At 45.8% G+C, this 18650-nt stretch carries 17 protein-coding genes and 4 pseudogenes; 14 read left to right on the plus strand and 7 right to left on the minus strand.

Annotated elements, in window-relative coordinates:
* The first annotated feature begins 477 nt into the window (after nucleotides 1-477).
* The 3 genes from GT019_RS04125 (at nucleotide 478) to GT019_RS04135 (ending at nucleotide 3284) form a co-directional block, all read left to right on the plus strand.
* Entirely contained in the window at nucleotides 478-1344 is an 867-nt protein-coding gene (locus GT019_RS04125; protein WP_235946865.1) for an endonuclease/exonuclease/phosphatase family protein, read from the plus strand.
* Between the two features lie 481 nt (nucleotides 1345-1825).
* Nucleotides 1826-2782, plus strand: coding sequence for a sigma-70 family RNA polymerase sigma factor (locus tag GT019_RS04130; RefSeq protein WP_161741502.1), 957 nt, complete (start codon nucleotides 1826-1828; stop codon nucleotides 2780-2782).
* Nucleotides 2783-2858: 76 nt separating this feature from the next.
* On the plus strand, nucleotides 2859-3284 hold the full coding sequence (locus GT019_RS04135; protein ID WP_161741503.1) for an SRPBCC family protein: 426 nt from the start codon (nucleotides 2859-2861) through the stop codon (nucleotides 3282-3284).
* A 79-nt stretch (nucleotides 3285-3363) separates the two neighbouring features.
* On the opposite strand, the gene GT019_RS04140 is transcribed toward GT019_RS04135, so the two are convergent.
* Nucleotides 3364-3780 carry a VOC family protein gene (locus GT019_RS04140; protein WP_161741504.1) on the minus strand — a complete coding sequence of 139 codons (417 nt, stop codon included), beginning with the start codon at nucleotides 3778-3780 and terminating at the stop codon, nucleotides 3364-3366.
* Nucleotides 3781-4109: 329 nt separating this feature from the next.
* On the opposite strand from GT019_RS04140, the gene GT019_RS04145 reads away from it, so the two are divergent.
* Both GT019_RS04145 and GT019_RS04150 read left to right on the plus strand, forming a co-directional pair.
* The gene (locus tag GT019_RS04145; protein ID WP_161741505.1) at nucleotides 4110-5645 is read left to right on the plus strand and encodes an RCC1 domain-containing protein; all 1536 of its coding nucleotides are present in this window, start codon (nucleotides 4110-4112) and stop codon (nucleotides 5643-5645) included.
* Nucleotides 5646-5765: 120 nt separating this feature from the next.
* Nucleotides 5766-6257, plus strand: coding sequence for a GNAT family N-acetyltransferase (locus GT019_RS04150; RefSeq protein ID WP_161741506.1), 492 nt, complete (start codon nucleotides 5766-5768; stop codon nucleotides 6255-6257).
* A gap of 201 nt (nucleotides 6258-6458) precedes the next feature.
* Here the strand turns inward: GT019_RS04150 and GT019_RS04155 are convergent, their stop codons facing one another.
* Together GT019_RS04155 and GT019_RS04160 are read right to left on the minus strand one after the other, a co-directional pair.
* Nucleotides 6459-7394, minus strand: a complete 936-nt coding sequence (locus GT019_RS04155) for an MBL fold metallo-hydrolase (RefSeq protein WP_201755238.1) — start codon at nucleotides 7392-7394, stop codon at nucleotides 6459-6461.
* A 198-nt stretch (nucleotides 7395-7592) separates the two neighbouring features.
* On the minus strand, nucleotides 7593-8240 hold the full coding sequence (locus tag GT019_RS04160; RefSeq protein ID WP_161742098.1) for an FMN-dependent NADH-azoreductase: 648 nt from the start codon (nucleotides 8238-8240) through the stop codon (nucleotides 7593-7595).
* Between the two features lie 626 nt (nucleotides 8241-8866).
* Here GT019_RS04160 and GT019_RS04165 point away from each other — a divergent pair.
* Nucleotides 8867-9153: pseudogene (locus GT019_RS04165) on the plus strand (DinB family protein).
* A gap of 262 nt (nucleotides 9154-9415) precedes the next feature.
* Here GT019_RS04165 and GT019_RS04170 read toward each other — a convergent pair.
* Complete coding sequence (locus GT019_RS04170; protein ID WP_161741507.1) at nucleotides 9416-10309, minus strand: alpha/beta hydrolase; 894 nt, start codon at nucleotides 10307-10309, stop codon at nucleotides 9416-9418.
* Nucleotides 10310-10423: 114 nt separating this feature from the next.
* On the opposite strand from GT019_RS04170, the gene GT019_RS04175 reads away from it, so the two are divergent.
* A complete protein-coding gene (locus tag GT019_RS04175; protein ID WP_161741508.1) occupies nucleotides 10424-11398 on the plus strand; it encodes a helix-turn-helix transcriptional regulator in 975 nt (324 codons plus the stop codon).
* Nucleotides 11399-11896: 498 nt separating this feature from the next.
* Nucleotides 11897-12238, plus strand: coding sequence for a restriction endonuclease (locus GT019_RS04180; RefSeq protein ID WP_235946958.1), 342 nt, complete (start codon nucleotides 11897-11899; stop codon nucleotides 12236-12238).
* Nucleotides 12239-12521: 283 nt separating this feature from the next.
* Here GT019_RS04180 and GT019_RS04185 read toward each other — a convergent pair whose 3' ends face one another.
* The gene (locus GT019_RS04185) at nucleotides 12522-12878 is read right to left on the minus strand and encodes a winged helix-turn-helix transcriptional regulator (RefSeq protein WP_161741509.1); all 357 of its coding nucleotides are present in this window, start codon (nucleotides 12876-12878) and stop codon (nucleotides 12522-12524) included.
* Between the two features lie 174 nt (nucleotides 12879-13052).
* Between GT019_RS04185 and GT019_RS04190 the strand changes: the two genes are divergently transcribed.
* The 5 genes and pseudogenes from GT019_RS04190 (at nucleotide 13053) to GT019_RS04210 (ending at nucleotide 16323) form a co-directional block, all read left to right on the plus strand.
* Complete coding sequence (locus GT019_RS04190; RefSeq protein ID WP_161741510.1) at nucleotides 13053-13943, plus strand: NmrA/HSCARG family protein; 891 nt, start codon at nucleotides 13053-13055, stop codon at nucleotides 13941-13943.
* A gap of 457 nt (nucleotides 13944-14400) precedes the next feature.
* Nucleotides 14401-14736 carry an ArsR/SmtB family transcription factor gene (locus GT019_RS04195; RefSeq protein ID WP_201755239.1) on the plus strand — a complete coding sequence of 112 codons (336 nt, stop codon included), beginning with the start codon at nucleotides 14401-14403 and terminating at the stop codon, nucleotides 14734-14736.
* Between the two features lie 13 nt (nucleotides 14737-14749).
* Nucleotides 14750-15235, plus strand: a pseudogene (locus tag GT019_RS04200) (SRPBCC domain-containing protein).
* Between the two features lie 36 nt (nucleotides 15236-15271).
* The gene (locus GT019_RS04205) at nucleotides 15272-15670 is read left to right on the plus strand and encodes a DoxX family protein (protein WP_161741511.1); all 399 of its coding nucleotides are present in this window, start codon (nucleotides 15272-15274) and stop codon (nucleotides 15668-15670) included.
* A 29-nt stretch (nucleotides 15671-15699) separates the two neighbouring features.
* Entirely contained in the window at nucleotides 15700-16323 is a 624-nt protein-coding gene (locus tag GT019_RS04210) for a YdeI/OmpD-associated family protein (protein ID WP_161741512.1), read from the plus strand.
* Nucleotides 16324-16571: 248 nt separating this feature from the next.
* Here the strand turns inward: GT019_RS04210 and GT019_RS04215 are convergent, their stop codons facing one another.
* Complete coding sequence (locus GT019_RS04215) at nucleotides 16572-17540, minus strand: Ger(x)C family spore germination protein (RefSeq protein WP_328803919.1); 969 nt, start codon at nucleotides 17538-17540, stop codon at nucleotides 16572-16574.
* Nucleotides 17541-17653: 113 nt separating this feature from the next.
* A pseudogene (locus GT019_RS31790) lies at nucleotides 17654-17842 on the minus strand (hypothetical protein); the annotation flags it as partial.
* A 49-nt stretch (nucleotides 17843-17891) separates the two neighbouring features.
* Here GT019_RS31790 and GT019_RS32620 point away from each other — a divergent pair.
* Nucleotides 17892-17963: pseudogene (locus tag GT019_RS32620) on the plus strand (IS3 family transposase); the annotation flags it as partial.
* Nucleotides 17964-18650 lie beyond the last annotated feature (687 nt).

The raw sequence follows: 18650 nt of genomic DNA on the forward strand, positions 1-18650 counted from the left end.
ATCCCCTCCAAGTGGCACTCAAAACTTCATGTTAACACGAGGTTTTTTTGAGTGTCTACTTGAAGGGGATAATACCAAAATGGTAGCTTTTTATTTTTTTGTTATAAAGTTGTCGAGTGACAAAAACATTACGTCTTTAAGTGCCGCGAATTTCGCGGCTTTTTGTATTTAAGGGATCAAGTTCTTGTCAAAACCAAATGACAAGAACTTGATCCCTTTACCGAAATTGACAAAACTTAATCTCAATCTCGACGATAAGCAGGGGACCGAAAGGGCTGAGTCGGTTCGCATATGGTAGCAAGAATCTTAAAATGAAATCAATAAAAAATTACAATTCCCTTACATAGGGTCCTAGTAAAAGAACAAATTTGCAAAGAACAAACTACATCTACCAGCCTATGGAAATAGAATTCAATATATGAAATTATTAGTAGCAGATTCACCTATCTTATTGAAAACTTCGAGAGGATGTTGTACATGCTTAAAAAGTCAGTTATTGTCTCTTCTGTTGTATTGATGTCTATGATACCTATGTTTTCGTTAAGTAGTGAATCTTATGCCTCGGACTTTAAAAAAGGAAAAGAGACTTCCATTAAAGTGATGGAGTATAATATTCACCACGCCGAAGGCATGGATGACATTCTAAATTTGAACAGAATTGGTGACGTTATTAAATCATCGGGTGCTGATATCATTGGTCTGCAAGAAGTCGATAATCATTTTTCCACGCGCAGTAATTTCGAGGATCAGGCGAAATGGTTAGCCAATTACTTAGGCATGCATTACCAATTTGCTGCAAATCTTGACAATGATCCTTTAAATGCGGGGGAACCTCGTCGTCAATATGGAACGGTTATCTTAAGTAAATATCCTATTCTTTCTAGCGAAAATCATTTACTTGATAATACGCAATATCCTGCAGAGCAGCGCGGCCTTGCGAAAACGGTAATTAATGTGAATGGCAATCATATTAATTTCTACAATACTCATCTTGACAATAAAACATCTGAAGCAAGAGATATACAAGTCAACGAGATCCTGACCATTGTAAATCAAGATCATGGAACAAGTATCTTAGTGGGAGACTTCAATGCCACACCAGATAGTCCTGAGATTATAAAAATGTCTGCGCAGTATCATGACACATTTGCGGAACTTGGTCTAAATGATGCCTATACGTCCTATTATTATTCAGACAAGCCTAATCGTCGAATCGACTACATCTATACGTCTGACGATGTAAAAATAAAAGCAGGGAAGGTTATAGATACGATTGCAGCAGATCACTTGCCCATTACGGCTGAGCTCGTTATTAATAAGAAAGAACATCCATCTCATGGTTAGCCTCGGTCACTCTGGAGCAAGGGGCTGGTTCCGGGAGCTGCCTGCACGGCCCGTTTAAGCGTTTCAAATACCAGTGGATTGTTATTGGAACGCCCTAGAACCTAGGAAACGATGGATTTATCATGAAGGTCGAGAATCGCGCTCAAGGTATCCAAAGACACGCTCTACTCGCTCGTAGATACCCATCATGACCTGCATCAACTGCAGACATGCGGACCAAGATTACAGTCTACTAAGAAGGTTTTCGTATATGTGAGTATCCAGTGTGATAATCACTGAAGATAGCGCTAAGCTTACGGATTAATAATGACCGGCCGCGGGATCTCCTCGCGGCCTTCTTTGTACCCGAAAAGAAGGATTTTCCTCCCATTTGGGGCGCAACGAACCAAGTATTGGAAGCGTAAAATGTGTAGTATTGTATTTCTGCGAAAGAGGGGGGCGAAGGTATCGCCCTTCGAGAAGATCCTTAAGGGAGGCTGTGATGAACGAAACCGCATTTGACGGACCATTATTCGCAAGCTTGAAGCCGGGCTTAACCTCGTTCTGTTACCGAATGCTAGGCTCCATGGACGATGCGGACGATGCCGTTCAGGAGACGAGCATTCGGGTCTGGCAGAGCTGGAGCACGTTCAGACAGGATTCCTCGTTCAAAACTTGGGTCTATCGGATTGCCTCCAACCTGTGCTTGGACAAGCTGAGACAAGCCAAACGCCGCGCCCTTCCCGTTGACCTGTTCGACCCGGCCATCGTCATCGTCGAGCCGCGCGACACGCTACCGGACTCTGCCTGGATCTGGCCGTCTCCCGACTTTGGGGGCAATCCGGAGGATCGGCTCGTCCGCAGAGATACCCTTCAACTGTGCTTCATCGCTCTCCTGCAGACCTTGCCTCCGCGGCAGCGCGCGGTACTCATTTTGAAGGATGTATTTGAGTGGTCCTCCAAGCAGATCGCGGAAACGTTGGCGATGTCCCCGGCAGCGGTAAACAGCGCGCTGCAAAGAGCCCGAGAGACGATGGACCGGGCGCAGCTTCGCTCGGATGAGCTCAGCAGCATGGACGTTCAACCGGAGCAGCAGCTGCTGTCGCGGTACGTGGAGGCCTTCGAGCAATTCGATATTGCTGCGCTCGTCGCGTTGTTCCACGAGGAAGGGTGCATGTCGATGCCGCCCTTCGAGATGTGGATCCGCGGCAGGGAAGATTTGTCCGTCTTCTATTCGCTTACGCGTTGGCATTGCGAAGGTTCGCGATTTGTGCCCATTACGGTGAATGGCGGTTATCCGGCGTTGGCCCAGTATATGCCGGGCAAAGAAGGCGCCGGCCTGGTACCCTGGGGCATCCACGTCATCGAAAGCAGAGAAAATCAAATCCTGCACGTTCAAAACTTCATTCATACGCCATTATTTTCGCGATTTGGGCTGCCTGAGCGAATTGACCGATGAATTTCGTCATTGGCTTACGTCTATATCATTGAGAATAACCAAACCACGAATATCATGAGAGAGGTGTCTATTTAAAATGGAAACGAGTCAACCGACGAAAGTAACCGTGCAAGCCGTCATTCAAGCCCATGTCGAGAAGGTATGGCGCTATTGGACCGAGCCGGATCACATCACGAAGTGGAATCAAGCGTCCGAGGACTGGCATGCGCCGAGAGCCGAAAACGATCTGCGGGTCGGCGGCAAGTTTCTGACACGGATGGAAGCGAAGGATGGCAGCATGGGCTTTGATTTTGGCGGCGTCTACGATGTCGTGAATCGGCATGAGGCGATCGGCTACACCATGGAAGACGGGAGAAGAGTGGATATTGCTTTCGTCGATCAAGGGAATGAGACGAAGGTCATTGAAACGTTCGACGCGGAAAGCTCCAATCCCGTCGAATTCCAGCAAGCAGGCTGGCAAGCGATCATGGATAATTTCAAAGCCCATACCGAACAAAACTAATCATCGCGAAGAAGACGCCGGGCAAGATGCCCGGCGTCTTTCTATTTGAACCCTAGTACGATCGTGCTCTCCGTTCGCCTTAACCTTGTGCCGCATCCATGTTCATATAGTTAATGGCCCACAAATGGCCGTCCAAGTCCACGAAGCCCCAATGATACATGAACCCATGATATTCAGGCTCAGCATGCAATTTCCCGCCCAAAGAGACCGCGGTATTTACGATTTCATCGACCTTTTCCCGGCTCTCGAAGGCCAATGCGATCGTCATCTGCGCATACTTGCTCGTATCGACGGATTCCTTTTCCGTAAGCGTACTAAAGAATGCTTGACTGATCAGCATGACCTGCAGGTTGTCGCCGATCACGATGCCTACCGAATTCTCGTTCGCGGGGAATTGCGGGTTGAGCTCGAATCCGAGTCCGGTGAAGAATGCTTTCGATTGTTCTACGTTTTTTACAGGCAGGTTGAAGCTCGTGAATGCGGACGTTAATGCCATTTTCAAAACACCTCTTCGCCAAATTAGTTTGTGTTCATTTATGCCTTCGTATATATAGACGACAGCTGATCCGGGAATTAATCGGTCTAAATTCATAAATTATTAAGTGATGTTGAGCAATGAGTCTTGCCTATTAAACCTGATCGTTTGTCGATTGTCGATCATCATCCGCGGGCAAAATGCTCCCATTAGCACATTGAAGCAGGACTGATAAATGGTAAAATATAGGTAATAATTACAGCATTTATGCTTCTGTGACGGAGTTGGTTGTCCATTCTTGTGAAAGGTTGATTTAGATTCGTCTGAGCAAAAACGGGAGGAGAATCTTGATGATAAAACGATCTCAACGATCTATGGCCATGGTGATCATCGGTCTGCTTGTTAGTCTTGTATCTGTATCCGACATCGCGATTGCTGCGGAAAAAACGGTGCAACAGGTTGAAGGAGGTGCTTGGCATACTATCGCTCTTCAAAGTGATGGAACCGTCTGGACATGGGGGGATAATTCAGAAGGCCAGCTCGGCGATGGAAGTAAGACAGAACGTGACACTCCCGTTCAGGTCGAGGGCGTCACAGACGTGGTCTATGTAGCTGCAGGAACTTATCATAGTTTGGCTCTCAGAAGTGATGGAACCGTTTGGGCGTGGGGGTGGAATGTAAAAGGCCAAATCGGTAATGGGAGTACGAAAGACCGTACTGCTCCTGTTCAGACATTGAACGTTACAGAGGCAGTCTCCATAGCTGCGGGTTATCAACATAGTTTAGCTCTCAAACAAGACGGAACTGTCTTGGCATGGGGGGATAATGAATTTGGACAACTTGGCGTTGGCGACGATCTGACGCCATTCACGCATACACCTGTACAAGTTCAGGGTCTCGATTCAGCGGTCGCCATCTCAGCTGGTTCAAAACATAGTTTGGCACTGAAGGACGACGGAACCGTTTGGGCGTGGGGGTATAATGGGGATGGTCAACTTGGGGACGGAAGCACGAAACAGCGATTTACACCCGTTCAAGTAGAAGGTCTCAATTCGGTAGTCGCTATCGCTGCGGGCGATGATCATAATTTTGCTCTCAAACAAGACGGAACCGTCTGGGCATGGGGGTATAATAAATTTGGGGAACTTGGCGTCGGCGACAATCTGCCGGGATACATTACACCTGTACAAGTGCAGGGACTCGATCCGGCAGTCGCCATCTCAGGTGGTCTATTTCATAGTTTGGCAGTTAAGGACGACGGAACCGTTTGGACGTGGGGGAATAATTGGGAGGGCCAACTCGGCGATGGAAGTAAGACAGAACGTGACGCTCCCGTTCAGGTCGAGGGCCTCACAGATGTGGTCTATGTAGCCGCGGGTGGCCAGCATAGTTTGGCCATCAAAAGTGATGGAACCCTCTGGTCATGGGGATTGAATAGAGGAGGACAACTCGGTGACGGAACAGAGACAGGTCGTGTTGCTCCCGTTCAGGTTTATCTGAAGCAAACGGGCTCTTTCCAGCTTTCCGATTCCAAATCTTATGAAGTCGGCGGGTCCCATTACGAGTATTTGTTATATTACGGATCGATTTTGTCCCCAGGACAATACTTGAGCGGATCTTGGAGCCCTCCTGAGGGTTTTCGCGGAACCGTTACGGTCTCGATGATTTCCACGAAAGGAGAAGATTATGACCTTACTCTGGAGACCGTTGGCGAAAACAACCGATCGCTGGAAAAAACGAAAGAATATTCGGACGGTAGCGAGTTCAGTAAAGCGGAAGTTCCTGAAGGTTTCTCAGCCGAGTGGAGCGTGAAGGGACATTCGGACGAAGATTATAGTCAGGAAAAGGTTTTCGTTTATGTGACCACTCAATATGACGATCACTAAAACATATATAAATAGGCATGGAAATCAATTTGACGAGCATGAAGGGGGCAGCAGTTGTGCATTTATAATGAATTCATTAAAAATCAGGATTCGGAAAACACCACTTAGTGAGGTGAAAATATGAATAGCGAAGTGATATTGCGAGACGTGAATAAAGATGACTTGCCGATATTTTTTGAGCAACAAATGGACAAGACTTCCAACTATATGGCTGCCTTTACTGCCAAAGATCCAACGGACAAGATTGCCTTTATGTCTCACTGGCAAAAGATATTAGACGACGATCGGATTATAAAAAAGACCGTACTCTTTAACGATCAAGTGGCGGGGCATGTTTCGAGTTTTGAACAGTTCGGTGAACCAGAAGTCAGCTACTGGATCGGACGAGAGTATTGGGGAAAAGGTGTTGCTACTAGTTCACTTTCTCAACTTCTTCTTGACTTTGTAAACATTCGTCCCTTATATGCTCGGGCAGTGAAAGATAATACAGCTTCTATTCGGGTATTGGAAAAATGCGGGTTTAAGATTTGTGGTGAAGACAAAGGGTTTTCCAATGCACGTGCTGAGGAAGTCGAAGAATATGTTTTGAAGCTGTCTTCTAAGGCAGAGTAGCAATCTCAATCTTTCTCAGCTAACGGAACACGTTAGTACGATAGCTAAAAGAATTTAGAAGTGAGTGAGAGCACTCGTAGAGTTAGATGCTGAAGAAAAGCAGTGGTTCGGAAAACATATTGAAGAAATCCGAACCGTATCAACCGATATAAGCAGGAGCATTATAACTCCTCGGTTGTTTGCATCTATTGCTGCCTTTCTTTACTTATTTTGGGCAGACCTCGAAACTGCTTTGGCAGCATTTGCAGAACCCCAAAGTGATCCGGGATTTACTCGGTTTGGGTAAATCTTCAGCATGGCATGATATAAATCTAATGCGGTGTCTGTTTCTTTATCCAGACGATTAAAGTCTAACAGATATTGTTTGGTTTCACCCATAATTTTGGGGTTGTTTTCATTTTCGGGGACTTTGTGCCCCACGATCACATATTGAGGATTTAGCTGTATCAAACGATCAATTGCTTGGATCCAATCATGTCGAGTACTCTCCGTTGTTTCAGCAAGATACTGATGGATTCCATTATAAACGACATCACCGGCCTCTAGTAATTGAATATCCGGTATCCATAATGTTGTTGTATTAGCGGTATCCGTAAACCCAGCTTCAATGATTTCAAAGCGATGTCCTTCTAGCTCGAAAAAATTAGTATCCATAACATCAGGAATAACCTGGGGCTGAGGAATTTGATTAGGGAATAATTTATCCCAAAAGCCCTCAATCATTTTTTCTTGTTTAAAACATTCTTGAACCGTTCCCGCTGTTGCGATTGCTTTAACATGGGGAAAAGCTTCTATTATTTGTTTGATTCCAAAGAAATGATCGCCATGACCATGCGTAATATAGATGTATGTCAAGTTACGGTTAAATGACTTTATCCAATCAATCAATTTTTGGTTATGTTCAATCGTTATAAAAGTATCCACTAGAACGGCATCTTTTTCTCCGTAAATAAGAACGGCCGTATTAGAAACCCATTGAAGCTCTTCGTTTCCTTCTGGCAGGTTTCTTGTGAGACTGTTGCGTTTTATACTTAGCTCAGCGAATTGTAACGTTGACATATTAACCACCTTTATATTTTCCTTAGTATTCGTCTTTTTCTTATTTAAGTCCCACATGCGATATTTAGCAAAAAACACCCGAGTTTGGGACCCCTGTTATCGAGACAGGGATAAAGACACCTTATATTTCTAAACAGCCAGTCCCGAACGGTCGTGCTTGGTTATGTTCGCATCAAATTTGGTTGGCTGCTCGGCCTAGAGGAGTCGTAGCAGTTGCCTTTGCGACGAAAGCGAAAGAAGCTAAGCCTTCGTCAACAGGGCTTAGCTTCTTCTCCATTAAAATTGTTGGGCCGCGCGAATGGCTTGTTGAATGGCTTGTTCTTTGATCGTCTCGGCTTGATCCGGCTTCTCGCTCGTTCCTTCGACGAAAATGCCCTGCACGTCAATGCCCAAGAATTTCATGATAGCTTTAATATAGCTGTGGCTGAATTCCATGTCTTCAAACTCGCCGTGCGACAGAACGGTGCCCGATGCCTGAATGTGCATCACCTTTTTACCTTTCTGCATGCCTATTAATCCGCCTAATCCGCGCCGTCCGTTATCGGCTCTTCCAAAGGTTTTGCCGAAAACAATGATCGCATCCATGTACGTTAATAATACCGGAGGAATCGAATAGTTCCATACGGGGTTGACGATCACGACTTTATCCGCAGCGACGAATTGATCCACGATTTCGCGCATCCGAATCGCTTTCGCCTTCGAGCCCTCGCTTAATTCATCGAAAGAAGCTCCGCTAGGCGGCTGTCCCCAGCGACGAAGAAGGTCCGCGTCGATTTGCGGAAGATCCATTCTGTACAGGTCCAGATGGATCACTTCGTCGTTGGGATGGGCTTCTCGATAGCTTTTCAAGAATTGTTCGCCAACGGATAAACTGTACGTATCGTGTTGAAACGGATGAGCGGTAATATAAAGCAATGTTGCCATCATAAACACTCCAATCTTAGGACGTGCGATCAATTGAGGATACAACGCTTGAATGCGGCCGGCAAAATCGCTTTGAACTTTACGGCTCCAATCGTCCGCTACGACTTCATAGCTGTCGGCTCGAACCTTCTCGACATCGAATTGCCTAACCACGTTGCAATCATACAAAATTTAAGAACGATCAGTCAAGAACAATTACGATATCAGATCGCCTCGGATTCGATGATCTCGACAATAGCTTTTCCATTCATTGCGAAATGATGCATTTTGATTACGCGTTCGGCCTGTGGTGATGCTCGGAGAGAAGAAAGGGGGACTACGTGGCCAGACCGAGGGAGTTCGATAAAGCGGCAGTACTCGACAAGGCTGTGGATTTGTTTTGGCACAAGGGATTTGAACGCACGTCGATCCAAGACTTCAGTCGAACATACCGGCGTTCATCGAGGAAGCTTATACGATACGTACGGCGATAAAAGTCAACTGTTCCTTTCATGCCTGGATCGTTTCAGACAACAGATGAGCGACCAGTCTCTTTTGAAGGATGCAGGGGACCATCGAGAAGTATGGGCGAATAGGGGGTAATCGATCGTTTAAAAGAACTTCCACAGGACATTTATCAAAATGAAATTCAGAGTGGTTTTTCTTCGTTATCGAAGATGCTTGCGCATATTTATCTCGTAGATTACGCATGGTTTGAGATTAGCTCGGGTAAAAGTATGAGCGAGGCAATGGCGTTCACGAATCAACTAAGAGCACAGGTGGAAACGAAAAAACATCTATTTCTGAATCGGTACTGCACGTTGTCACTCATGGATCATATCACCGTGGCAATATAGCTACCATGTTGCGACAAATGGGACACACCTCCGTTATGCAAGATTTTGGAACTGTATCTATATTCAAAATAAAATGAGTAACTCACCTGAAAGCACCCATTGAGCAGTTTGCCGCCGGCAGCTGCTTTTTTTCATTATCCTAACGGGCAGCATTCCTATTATGAAGAAATATGAGGTTTGAGAAACAAAAAGACTCCTTGGTATGATGTATGTGGGTCCCAGGTGCTCGCCAGCGACCGGATCCAAATACAAACCAAGGAGACTACAAAATGAATTCTACTCAAAATGAACGCATTAATCAAATTACTTCGTCGAGCTTGGGAAGCCAATTATAAATGTTCATCTGAGATGCTGTGTGATGAAGAGCGCAGCACGGTCCAGAGCTTGATCGGCTTCATCGAGAATACCAGCGAACGCCTGAAAAACATGCGGGACATCGGCGGTAACGTCAAGGATTACATCCACGCCGGCTGCCCGTGCACGGTCGGCTAACAACGTGGAGTCGTCAAGGAGTAGCTCATTAGTTCCGACTTGTAGCAGGAGCGGTGGGAATCCGGTAAGATCGGCGAACCTGGCGGGGCTAACGAGTGCATGGTTAGGGTCCTGTCCAGCGAGGTACATCGCGTCCGTGTACGTAAAGCTTTCACGGGTGAAGAACGGGTCGAGCCCCATTTTGCTATCCATACTTGCTCCGGAATGCGTCTTATCCAACCCCGGCGAGAACATCACTGCTGCTGCTGGCATCGGCAGACCCGCGTCCCGTGCCATCAGGCAAGTCGAGATAGCAATACCACCGCCGGCAGAGTCGCCAGCAAACGCAATATTCGCCGCCTCAACTCCGTTGTCCAGAAGCTCACGATAGGCTGCCAGAGCATCCTCAAGAGCCGCAGGGAACGGATGTTCCGGAGCCAGACGATAATCGAGTGAGACGGAACGGATACTGGTCCTGTTTACCAGGTTCGAGGTAAGGGACATGGCAGTGTAAGGGGAACCCATAATATACGAGCCGCCATGGAAATAGAGAATGATTCCTGTGCGGGCATCATGTGCGGGGTCAACGATCACACCTGGCCGATTACCTAGGGTCGTCTGCGTGGTCCGCACGCCCGCAGGTACTTTCATAGCTGCCATCATGGCAGCGAAGTTCGAGCGCATCTCATCGACGGTTTGTGGTTTGGTGGGTTGGGGACGCCGAAGCATTTCATCCACAATCATACGTTGTTTTCTTGACATATGATGGTCTCCTTTTTTAATCGCTTTCTGCCGTAATTTCGCGATCCGGCTTATTCTTAATGTATAATAAAATAGTGACAATACTTGTCACTATTTTTTTGGAGGGTGAATAAAATGGGAAAGTCCAGGCGCCTGATTGAATTGATGATGGCAGTAAATCGGAAGCGGAAATTCACCGTCAAAGAGCTTGCTGAAGAATTTGGTGTGTCTACCAGAACCATGCTACGCGATTTGCAGGAATTGAGCGGAATGGGAGTGCCTTTATACTCACAAGTTGGTGCAGGAGGTGGATACCAGGTTCTTACAGAGCGAAGCCTTCCACCGATTTCATTTACGGAAAATGAGGCATTCTCCATATTCTTTGCTTCCCATGCCCTTCGACACTTCAGTTCGCTGCCCTTCGAGGCATCTGCTAAATCCGCACTTCGAAAATTTTACAGGTACTTATCGGATGATGTGAAAAGCCAGATAGATGAGATGCGACACCGAATTGACTTCTTTACGCATACGCGCCCGGAACGAGCTGGATACCTTGAGATATTACTTCAAGCGTCCATTAGAAGGATGCCCGTAACAATCCATTATAGAACTCGGAAGTATGAGACCAGTGAAAGAACAATTCAACCCATCGGTATATATGCCCATGAGGGATATTGGTTTTGCCCAGCGTACTGCTATCTGCGAAAAGCCTTCCGATTATATCGGGTAGATCGAATAGGGGCTGCCGTCTTGGCGGATGCCGAAGCGTTATTGCCTCCAGTGGATGTTTCAGAGGTGGATTTAACGAACTGGGGCCTTCATTTCTACAGCAAACTAAAAAGCGTAGATGTCAAAGTAAAACTAACGGCAAAAGGGATTGAGTTATTCCGAGATAAGAGCTGGATTTTCCCTTGGGGAGAAGTACATCATTCTAATAACGGCACAGGCGTACTAGAGATGGGTATCTTCCCCTCAGAAATAATATTCTTTGCTGAATATTTCTTTTCGTTCGGAGCTGAAGCAGTCGTGCTCCAACCGGAAGAATTAAGAGAAGCTGTCAGAAGGAAGTTGGTCCATGCTCTCGAAGAGTATAATGTCCTGAATTCCTAATCTCCCGATTTCGAAATTAGGTGGATCTGAATTCTTTTGGGAGTTAGATGCAAATAACGAGCTTATCCTTAAATGGTCGTTGGTCGAACCGTGGATTAGTGATAATCAGACTGTCGAGATGCAGGGAAGCAACTTTCAAAAACTTCAAAAATATTACAGTACTTATCGGATGATGTGAATAGCCAGATAGACGAGATGCGACACCGAATTGACTTCTTTACGCATAAACGCCAGAACATCTGGGGTGAATTGATCGAGAAATTGCGGCATAAGACAACCGATCTGAGAGTACGGTTTAGGATCGAAGCGATTTATACGTCGCACATTGTCAAAACCAAATGACAACTTTTTCGGCTACCAAATCCTTCGCAGTAGCTGGTTTTGCTGCGGGTATGGTTTTCGCAGCTGGCCTTGGCATGATTCTCTTAATCGGAATGCTTTAAACTGAGCGACTAAGCGATCTGGCATAGCTGAGGTCGACAAGATGGAAGGTCATAACTGTTTCATTTCCAAGGTTACCATGCTGAAGTCACACAGGCTGCAGGTGATTACGGTGTAGATCTTCATCTTACGAAACAAGGGAAGAAGATAGCCGTACAGGCTAAAAGGTACAAGGGGAATGTCGGGCTTGAGGCAGTCCAGCAAGTACAGGCTGAAAAGGCTCATTATGGAGCAACAGAAGCATGGGTAGTTACAAACAGCGATTACACCGATCAGGCTTACACACTTGCTAAATCGAATGGTGTTCGACTGATCGCCTGTTGTCTGTGGTGGTACCATGATAAAAAGGAAGAGCAGCAAAGGCCCGATCTATGCGCGCTCGAACTACCCAGCTTGTAAGAATATCCATTAATTTGAAGAATCCTCGTTCTGGTGAACGTTTGCTGATCTGCACAGACAGAAAGGCAGCCAAATTTAATTGGCTGCCTTTTTCACGCTAGCGAGACACGACAGATCAATTAAGCACGACGGCAACCGGCAGTACGAAGTGCTGCCGTCCCTCATTGTACTAGCGGGCAGCGCGTACTTGAAAATAAAAGGAGTTAATTATAAAAATGTGGAATTGGAATCGTTGATTTGACGCATAATAACAGATGTAGAATCTTTAGAGGAAAATGAACTATTAGAGTTGATTCCGACCATCGACGAGCTGCGGATGTTCCCCCCAGTTTTTACCCCATTTGCGCATTTGCGCAAGAACGGGTATATACTCCCGTCCTTTATCCGTTAGCGAGTACTCAACGGCAACAGGTAAGGTAGGAAACACCTCGCGATTGATGACTTTATATTGCTCCAAATGACGCAGGACATCCGTTAAAGACTTGATGCTGATGTTATCTAAATTTCTTCGCATTTGGTTAAATCGTTGTGGCCCCAGACTAAGTAAGGAAAGCACCAAAAAAGACCATTTTCCGCGAACAACCTCCAAAGCTTCACGAATAGATACGAGGCATAGTTCGTCCTCTTTACGTACATCCACGGAAATCACTCCTAACTAAAATATAGGTAGTCTACTTTTTGAAGTTATATAACAATAATGTACCTACTAGTAATTATATAGTTAATTAATTAAGATAACAACAAGACTTATTTTACTGCTATGGATTTGCTTAAGCAGGGATCGTCTTAAACAATTTAGAGAGGAACATAGGATATGAGTGAAAGAAATATATTGGTTTTGGGAGCAACCGGACAACAAGGAGGTGCGGCAGTTAGGCACTTAATCGCCGATGGCTGGAAGGTTCGTGCATTTGTTCGCGATTTATCAAGCGAGAAAGCTCTGAATCTGTCCCAATTGGGAGCCGAGCTTTTTTTAGGTGATATGAACGATCTTGCCTCGCTCGATGCCGCTATGCAGGGGGTTTATGGCGTATTCAGTGTTCAAGCGTCGAGCTGGAACCCTACTCTTGAATCCAACGACGATGAAAGACGTATTGGGAAGGCTGTAGCGGACGCTGCCCTAAAGGCGAACATCCAGCACTTCATTTATACATCTGTTGGCGGTGCGAATGCGCAATCCCGATATCGCGACATGCAGAAATGGGATATTGAGCAGTACATTCAATCTCTCGATTTGCCGGCTACCATATTGCGTCCCGCCACCTTCATGGAGAACTTTGTAGACCCGATGTCCGCAGGCGTGCAGAACGGAACGATCGCACAAGCCTTCAAGCCAGATGGAGTGATCCCACTCGTAGCAGTGGACGACATCGGCGCTTTCGTCGCGTTAGCACTTAAAAACCCAGACGAATATTTGGGTAAAACGATTGAAATTGCCGGCGACAAGTTAACACCCTTGCAAATTGCCGATGCCATAGGCCGTTTAACCAACCGTACCATTCCTTACATTCAAGTTCCGCTGGAAACGTTGCGCCAGCATAATGAAATCTTGGCCGGCGTATTTCAATGGTTAAACGAAGAAGGCCACGAGGTTGATATTTCTGTTGTGCGTAAGGCATTCCCGAAGTTAACGGATTTCAATGCCTGGATCGAAAAGCAAGGAAAAGCGAAGTTTGAGGCATTGTTTCTTTCACAGCGTGCATAAGATTGTGAATCAACAGGTCTGGCATTTGAAGAACGACCGGCTTAGCCCGCGGCTTCCATCAAGTGGCTGTCCTAAGTAAATCCCCAACGATATGAGACAGCGCCCGTTAAACTATTACTGAAAAAAGCGCGAGTAACAGGGTCATTTCACCCCTGTCACTCGCGTTTTTATTATCAAGTTCTTGTCATCTGTCGGGTGACAAGAACGTTATTTCATTAAAAGCCGCGAAAATGTATTTCTTAAAAGCAGCCGACCCTCTACCCCTAAAAACCGCGTCAAATCAACGATTCCGATCCTTGGTCGGCCACGTTTGCTGATCCGCTGTCGGATGACAAGAACATAGTAACATGGAAAGCCGCATAAGTTGCGTTATATATTCCTTGACAGGAATATTCCCAATTAGGTATATTGTGAAGGTAAGCAAGAGGGGCCGCTGAACCGAGGTGATTGGTACCGAATGATAAGTAACACAACGTTTAGCGCTTTGGCAGATCCGAACCGATTACGCATCCTGGATTTGTTGGCGAATGGGCTGCTTTCCGTAGGAGAAATTGCGAAACGTCTGCAGCTAAGACAGCCACAAGCCTCTAAGCACTTGCGCGTCCTGTTGGAAGCTGGCCCGGTGAAAGTCGAAGCGGAATCGAATCGGCGGAATTACAAGCTTCGGATCGAGCCTCTTAAAGAGCTTGATACATGGCTTGAAGGTTACCGTCAAATCTGGAATGAGCGTTACGACAACTTAGAGCTTTATTTAAAACAGTTGCAAGAAATGCCCAAGAATCATCAAAATTAAAGGAGGAAATGGAATGACAAACCAAACCGTAAGCAAAGGAGAAGCAAATGTATTAATCCTGGAGTGAGTATTTAACGCCCCACGCGAGTTAGTATTCCAAGCTCCGAAGCCGGCATTTGAAGCAAGGTGGGATCCGAGCGGTTGGACGCTGCCGGTTTCGGCATCTGGCATTACTGCATGAAGTGCGAGGATAAGAACCAAGGCGATTTTCTACGGCATGGAATCATGGAGCAAAGGCGTGTACAAAGATATCGTAACCAGCGAAAAAATCGAATACACCGACTACTTCTCCGACAGTGAGGGCAATGTTTCAGCGGATATGCCTGCAACCGATGTGATCCTTCAGTTCGTAGAGTTCGCAGGCAAAACTAAATTGATTAACACTGCAGCATACACGTCTACCGAAACGCTCCAAACGGTATTAGATATGGGCATGGAGCAAGGCATCAGCGAGACTTGGGATCGTCTCGAAGATCACCTGCAAAATGTTAAATTGTAATTGTCACGTATTTAAAGAAAAAGGATGTGATTACCAATGAAACGAGTTTTAATCATGTACTGGTTTTTCACAGGGTTATTAGTTCTCTTCTTTGGGGCAGGCGCCATTCCCGACGTATTGTTAGTACCAGATGCGGTAAAATTATTCGAGCATTTAGGATACCCTAATTACCTTTTGCCCTTTCTAGGCATTGCCAAACTACTAGGCTTGACGGCTATCCTGATTCCAGGCCTTCCGCGAGTTAAAGAATGGGCTTACGCGGGTATCACTTTTGACTTGGGCGGGGCTATGTATTCCACAATCGCTGTAGGGGACCCAGTTAGCGGGTGGATCTTTTTCCTGATCGGTTTTGCGGCAATCGCTGGATCCTATGTGTATTACAACAAAAAGCAAAAAGCAGCAGTGTCCATCCCTATTGCCAGCATAACGAACTGATTTGATGTACCGGAAGGAGAATATATAAAATGTCACTAGAGAGCACTGATCCAAAAGTTACACATTACATCGAAAACTCTGAGGATTTTGCCAAACCAATCCTCAATTATCTTAGAGAGCAGATACACAAAAACTGCCCTAACGTAGTGGAATCAATTAAGTGGGCCATCCCGCATTTTGATTACAAAAACGATTTCATGTGCGTTTTAGCCTCCACTAAAAACCACTGTTCGCTCACATTCATAAAATCTGAGTTTATGAGCGATCCCCGATTTGCTGGTGGCAAGAAAGTAAAGCCAGGCCAGCGATTTATGAGCAGATTCACGAGTATCTCCGAGCTGCCATCAGATGAAGAACTCGCAGGCTTTATTAAAGAAGCGATGGATTTAAATGACCGAGGCGTGAAACTTGACAAGACAGCTAAAGCAGCGCCGAGTAGCAACCCAGTAGAAACTCCGGCATATTTCCTAGAAGCACTCTCGAAAAATCCTACTGCTCAACAAGTTTTTGAGAACCAATCACCGTCATTCCGCAAGAACTACATCGTATGGCTTGAAAGTGCAAAGACCGATGCCACACGACAACAGCGAATAGATGAAGCCCTGGAATGGATCGCCGAAGGCAAAGGTCGATTCTGGAAATACGCAAAGTAAAAGAGCGCCTAACCTTGCGATCGGGGTTTCGAATCCCTCATCCCTAGCACAATGATACATTCATACGTGTCATAAGAATGACCAAAAAGCTTAGCAGTGCTTAAATGACGAATACATCGCCGGGCCAATTGCCCCGGCGATACGCTTAGAAAAATGTAAATGAGCCCATCACTGTAATTTGGAAGCTTCTTATTTCCAATTTAACATGCAATGGGCTATTGTTTATGTTCAGTGTAAGATACGGGTCGTTAAGAACTTGATCTCACCTTTGTCAGAGGTTCTAAATGTAGCCGCACTTTTACATTAATCTTCATAGTAGACCAATGCCGATCCCATGTATCTCTGGTTATTGGTTCGGAGAACGGTTTAGAAGTCAATCCTCCGATTTGAAGGGGGTCAATCTGTAATTTTTGCATTTGGGATAGCAAGCGGATGACATTCTCCTCCAAGTACCGTTCGATTTTTTGTGTGAGAGCGGCATAATGGAAGTTATCTTCGATTCTTGCGAGCGAATCCAATTCATCAATTCTTCCCTTCACGTCGATTTCGATGGACAGGGATGATAAATCCGGGGTTAGTTTCTTACGGGTATGCGCGCGAATATTCCCTAGCGTAACCGAGAGGTCAGGAAGGACTAAATATCGTACGAATCTGTCCCTATACAACAATTGATTGATCTGATCGTCTTTTCTACGTATCTCCGCAACCATACTGTCTCGATCGAAAAATGCTGTGCCTTCGTACAGGAACTGTTCGCCTTCCGCGCGAAATACTGGTAGCTGGGGATCGGAAACCCGAGAGTACAGCATTTTCATAAACTGGTGCAGATTGACGACGGTAATTTCGCCTTGTTTTTTCTTCTCGTAATGTTTGAACATGCGATAAAGGTAATAATCGATATTGTCTGTTTCATCCAAGTGTTTGGCGAGGAATTCGTTAAAGTTGCCTTTCGTGATGACTAAGTACAACCGTTGCGAAATGTTCGGATCGGTCAGGACGGTATTGATAAGACGGGTCAGTCCCCGTTTCGCATATGCTTCGTCCACGAACAGCAAGCGGATCTGACCGGCTTTTAGTTCGTTATAATAGGTCAAATTAAACCCCTTATTGCCTTCATTCAATAGAGAGACCTTAAGGGTAAGGACTCGCTTCTTCTCCTTGATAAGAGGAGGGACGAGCGTGCTGATTGTTATCTTTCCGTGGTCGCGGTTATGCACTGTCAATGGGATTGTTTGCCCTCCCTTACTACAAAGATACCAACCCAGTGTTTGCTGGCGTCGCAAGCTGCTGCTTTATTGTACTCCCCGTAATTTCACTGAGTTACTCTCACTCATACACCGTTTCTGTGATCGGTGAGTACTTCATCGATTATGTGGTAAGCTTGAATATCTCGCTCAAGCTCTTCAAAAGTAAGGTACGTGTGCAAATAATACTTCTCACATTTGAGAGTCCCCCAGAAAGATTCCATTGGACCATTATCGATGCACCGCCCTACACGACGGGACATGCTCTGAATCATGTTATTGTCATGCCACTATTACTGGAACCCTTATTTTCTCTAGCACTTCTACAACCATGAACGATTACAAGCAAAACTAAACGGCCTCAGTCCGATGGAGTACAGGACTAAGGCCGCCTAATTGACTTTATTTATTTGTACTGTCTACTTGACGGGTTGCAGTTCAGACGAGAAAATAAAGACCTTGACGACCTTCAGATTGCGAAGGGGTTCCAACTCTCAACGTGCGTGTATCCAATAGCGCACCTTACGTCCTTGCTCCTGCGACAGTTTCCTGGACTAGTACGATTATTGGAAATCCCAATCAGCAACAGATGTTTTCAGCTTTTTCAAATGATGGCGTAATTTGGCCAGATGGGAAAGCCGAGAAAGTAGACGCCGTGATTTGGGCGACAGGGGTACCGGCCGGGTCTGGATCACTTGAATTCACTCCAGGCTTTAGACCATGAAGGTAAGCCGGCTCATAGAGCAGGGGTTAGTACGACTGAACCTGGTTTATTCTATGTGGGCCTGTACGGCCAGCGCTCTTTTGCTTCCGCAACCCTACGTGGTGTTGGTCCTGATGCAAAATTCGTCGTGAGCAAGTTAATGCGTCATATTCGTCGTTACAAAGGAAAGAAGTGATGAGGGGACGAGCGCCTAAATTAATCAAAAATTTTTGATTTACCCTTGATTTCCCTTTTTCTCCATGCTACAGTAGTTACATCAAAAAAGTTTGATGAATGGTGGTGCTCGGATGTTAAATCACTACGCAATAGAAAAGCTAATGAAGTTTCAACAGGCTGACTTAGAGCAGCGCGCTAAACAG

Source organism: Paenibacillus glycinis, from assembly GCF_009909185.1.
GTDB lineage: Bacteria > Bacillota > Bacilli > Paenibacillales > Paenibacillaceae > Paenibacillus_Z > Paenibacillus_Z glycinis.